The sequence below is a fragment of the Thermoanaerobaculia bacterium genome (genome assembly GCA_035260525.1).
In the GTDB taxonomy this organism is placed as follows: domain Bacteria; phylum Acidobacteriota; class Thermoanaerobaculia; order UBA5066; family DATFVB01; genus DATFVB01.
Genome location: DATFVB010000032.1, coordinates 1 through 4,158, shown reverse-complemented (window position 1 = coordinate 4,158; position 4,158 = coordinate 1). Strand labels below are relative to the sequence as shown.

3 protein-coding genes and 1 tRNA gene are annotated in these 4,158 nt (G+C 65.6%); 1 reads left to right on the top strand and 3 read right to left on the bottom strand.

Annotated features, from left to right (window positions below; all coding sequences use genetic code 11):
- Nucleotides 1–82: 82 nt before the first annotated feature.
- The 3 genes from VKH46_01285 to VKH46_01275 are packed head-to-tail and all read right to left on the bottom strand — an operon-like array spanning nucleotide 83 to nucleotide 3,935.
- Nucleotides 83–1,354, bottom strand: a complete 1,272-nt coding sequence (locus tag VKH46_01285; GenBank protein ID HKB69444.1) for an ABC transporter permease — start codon at nucleotides 1,352–1,354, stop codon at nucleotides 83–85.
- Between the two features lie 19 nt (nucleotides 1,355–1,373).
- A complete protein-coding gene (locus tag VKH46_01280) occupies nucleotides 1,374–2,588 on the bottom strand; it encodes an ABC transporter permease (GenBank protein ID HKB69443.1) in 1,215 nt (404 codons plus the stop codon).
- A gap of 3 nt (nucleotides 2,589–2,591) precedes the next feature.
- Entirely contained in the window at nucleotides 2,592–3,935 is a 1,344-nt protein-coding gene (locus VKH46_01275) for an efflux RND transporter periplasmic adaptor subunit (GenBank protein HKB69442.1), read from the bottom strand.
- Between the two features lie 132 nt (nucleotides 3,936–4,067).
- On the opposite strand from VKH46_01275, the gene VKH46_01270 reads away from it, so the two are divergent.
- Nucleotides 4,068–4,157: transfer RNA gene (locus VKH46_01270), tRNA-Ser, on the top strand.
- The last annotated feature ends 1 nt before the right edge of the window (nucleotide 4,158 follow it).

Genomic DNA, 4,158 nt, shown 5'->3' with positions numbered 1-4,158 from the left:
GGGCCGGAAGAGCGGCCCCGTGTCAGGACCCGCGCCGAAGCGCTCGCCTCCTTCGCCCCGCGACGCCGCGGCCGCGCGAGCGCTACTCGTACCGCAGCGATTCGATCGGGTCGAGGCGCGACGCCTTCACCGCGGGATAGGCGCCGAAGAAGATCCCCACGCTCATCGAAACGACGAGCCCGACGACGACGGACCAGAGGGGCACCGCCGCCGGAAGGGAGATCGGCAGCGCGCGCACGAGCGCGGCGATGCCGGCTCCGACGAGGACCCCGATGACGCCGCCGATCGTCGAGAGCGTCACGGCTTCCGTGAGGAACTGCCCGATGATGTCGCGCCGGAATGCGCCGACGGCCTTCCGGATCCCGATCTCGCGCGTGCGCTGCGTCACCGAAACGAGCATGATGTTCATCACGCCGACGCCGCCGATCAGGAGCGAGATGAGCGCGATCAGGATCATCGCGCCCGTGATCCCTCCGGTGATCGACCGGAACTGTCCGATCAGCTGATCGGGCGTCGAGATCGCGAAGTTGTTCTCCTTGTCGAAGGGCACGCGGCGGCGGACCCGGAGAATCGCCGTTCCCTGTTCGATCATCTTTTCGAGGTCCTCGGTGCGTTTCGGTACGACGCTGATGCTCGAGAGGCCTTCCTTGCGGACGACGAACCCGAACTGCTTCTCGAACGTCCCGTACGGGAGGAGGACCTTGTTGTCCGGCGACCAGCCGAACTGCTCCCCCTTTTTCTCCAGCACGCCGATGACCGTGTACCGCAGGCCGTTCAGCGTGATCACCTTGCCGATCGGATCCTCGTTCGGGAAGATCGCGTCCTTCACGTCCGCGCCGATGACCGTCTCGAGCGCGCTGTGCTCGATCTCGAGCGGCGTGAAGAAGCGCCCGTGACCGACGGTGTAGGCGGTCGCCTCCGGATACTGGTGGTCGACACCGAGCACGTAGGGGTTGTTCGCCTCGAGGCTTCCGTTCTTGAGGTGGATCTCCGAGTCGAACGTCCCCACGAGGCCGGAGACCGCCTTCGCGTCCGGCATCCCGTCGCGCATCGCCTTGACGTCGTCCATGGTCAGGTTGGGGCGGTGCTTCACTTCGTCTCTCGTCGGTCCGCCGCCGAAACGGTCCTCGTACTTCTGGAACTCGATGCGGTTGGCGCCGAATGCCTGGAGGTTCCCGATCACGTTGTTGTTGAAGCCGGTGACGATCGACACCATCGCGATCACCGTCGCCACTCCGACGACGATCCCGAGGACGGTCAGTCCCGAACGGAGCTTGTGCTCCCGCAGCGCGGTGAACGCGAAACGGACGTTCTCGGTGAATCCGCGGCGGACGGTTTCGAACAGGCGATTCATCGTCCCTTCCCTTCCGGCGTCACTCGAATCTCAGCGCCTCGATCGGCGGCATCTTCGACGCCGACGAGGAGGGGGCGAGCCCGGCGAGCAAACCCGTCAGCGTGGCGGTGCCGATGCCGATCAGGATGAAGACGAACCGGACGCGCGCGGGGAACACCTGGTTGACCGCCATCGCGACGAGCGCGCCGAGCAGGACGCCGATCACGCCGCCTCCGGTCGCGAGCAGCGCCGATTCGAGCAGGAACTGCCGCTTGATGTCGCGTCGGCGCGCGCCGAGCGCCATCCGCAGCCCGATCTCCTTCGTGCGCTCGACGACCGAGACGAACATGATGTTCGCGATGACGATCGCGCCGACGACGAGGGAGATGCCGGAGATGAGGATCATGAGGCCGAAGGCGCTCGCCGTGATGGAGTTCCAGAGCGACTTGATCGCTTCGGAGCCGACGATCCCGAAGGGATCGTCCCCCGAGAACGGCGTCTTCCGGATCGAGCGGAGAATCGTTCGCACCTCGTCCTGGGTGGCTTCCACGCCCGCCATCCCGAGACGCGGGCGTACGTAGATCGAGATGTCCGGCTTCGAGGTCATGACCTTTCGCACGAACGTCACCGGCAGGAAGACCACGGTGTCGCGGTTCTCCCCGAAGACGCTCCCCTCCTTGGTCTGGACGCCGATCACGGTGATCGGATAGCCGCCGAGGTAAAGGGTGCGCCCGATCGGGTTGACCGTCGGGAAGCACTGGTCCTTGACGTCGTAGCCGATGATGCCGACGGGCGCGCCGTGATCTTCCTCGGTGGGCGTGAAGAATCGCCCGGCTTCGAGGTCGATGTTCAGCATCGAATCCATGTTCGCGCTGTAACCCTGGATCGAGACCCCCGCGAGCTTCCTCGCCCCCGCGTGCACGTTCGACGACGTGTTCACGCTCGTCCCGACCGCCGCGCACGAGCGGCATTCCTTCTCGACGATCTGGGCGTCGCGTATCGAGATCGGCTTGCGCTTCTTGGCGAGCAGCCACTCCTGGCGCCCCCGGATGATCCCGTACTTCGTGAAGACGAGCACGTCCGGGCTGAGATTCATCACCTTGTCCTGGACGTAGCCGTTCAACCCGCTGATGACCGAGACGACCGCCACGACGGTCATGACGCCGATGATCACGCCGAGGAGCGTCAGGAAGGAACGCAGCTTGTTGCGCCGCAGCGCGGTGAGCGCGACCTGCAGCAGCTCCGCGAAACTCATCGCTCAGCTCGACGCGGACGCGCTCCCCGGTCCGGTCCCCTTCTTCGCCTTCTCGATCATCACCTTGTCGCCGTCCTTGATCGTCCGGAGCGCCTTGAACGGCCCCGTGATGATCTGCCGGCCGGCGTCGAGGCCGGTCTTCACCTCGACGGAGAGCTCGCCGGAAAGCCCGGTCTGGATCGGGACGAACTTCACCTTCCCCTTGTCGATCACGTACACGCCCTCTTCCGTCTTGACCTTTCCGGTTGCCGTCTTCTCCGCCTTCGGAGAATCCCGCACGACGACGGCGGCGAGCGGGATCGTGAGCACCGAGGGCTTCGTCCCCGTGATGATGTCGGAGGTCACCGAAAAGCCGGGGCGGATCGTGTCCGGCGGCTGGAGGACCTTGATGCGGACCTTGAAGTTGATCGCATCGGACGTGGTCGTGAGCCCCTGGAGGTCGGGATCGTTCGGGAGGATCGGCGAGCTGCCGACCTCGGTGACGATGCCGTCGAACGGATGGTTCGGATAGGCGTCGATGTTGACGAGCGCCTTCTGGCCGACCTTCACGTTCGGGACGTCGGTCTCGTCCACCATCATCACCGCCTCGACGGTCGACATGTCGGAGACCGTCATCAGCTGCGTGCCGGCGTTGTTCATCGTGCCGATCACGGTGACTTCCCCCTCCTTGATCGGAAGCGCGGTCACGACGCCGGAGAGCGGGGCGCGGACGGTCGTCTTCGACAGGGTGTCGCGGGAGGCGTTCAGGTTCGCCTTGCTCTGGTCGATGCGGTTCTGGGCGGCCTGATAGTTCGCGGTCGCGGTGTCGAGGGTCGACTTCGCCTTCTGGAAATCCGCTTCGGCGAGGATCTTTTCCTGGTAGTTCTTTCGGGCGCGCTCGTAGTCGCGCCGCGCCTGCTCCATCGTCGCCTTCGCGGAGTCGCGGTCGGAGAAGCTCGCGGCCAGCGCCGCGGCCGACCCCGCTTCGCCGGCGGCCGCCTGGTTCTTGTCGATCTGGAGCAGGAAATCCCCCTTGGCCACGTGGTCGCCTTCGCGCACCGCGAGATTGACGATCTGCCCCATGACGAGCGCCGAGAGATCCACCTTCTTCTCCGCCTGGACCTTTCCGTTGGCGGTCACCTTGGAGACGATGTCCTGCCTCTCGACCTTGGCGACGGTCACCCGCGGGATCTTGGCCTTCGCCGCCTGCATTTTGCCGAGCGCGACGAGCGCGAGAACGACGACGGCGACGCCGATGGCGATCTTCCACCCGCGGGAGAGCTTCCGGCGCGCGGGGGGCGCGGTGATGACCGGCGGTTCCTCGTAGGCGGTCTCGGCGGGAGACGACGGCTCGAATTTCGACGACATGGGCGTATTCCTCACTCCGGCGGCAAACTTCCGCTCTCTGGGCAATACTACGTCGTCGGCGCGGTTTTGTTTCCGGCGCGCGGCGCGCCAGAGCCCTCGAACGATGGGCTATAATCCGCCCCCCGACCCCGCGGAGGGGTGCTGGAGTGGTTGATCAGGCCGGTCTCGAAAACCGGTAAACCCGAAAGGGTTTCGAGGGTTCGAATCCCTCCTCCTCCGCCAA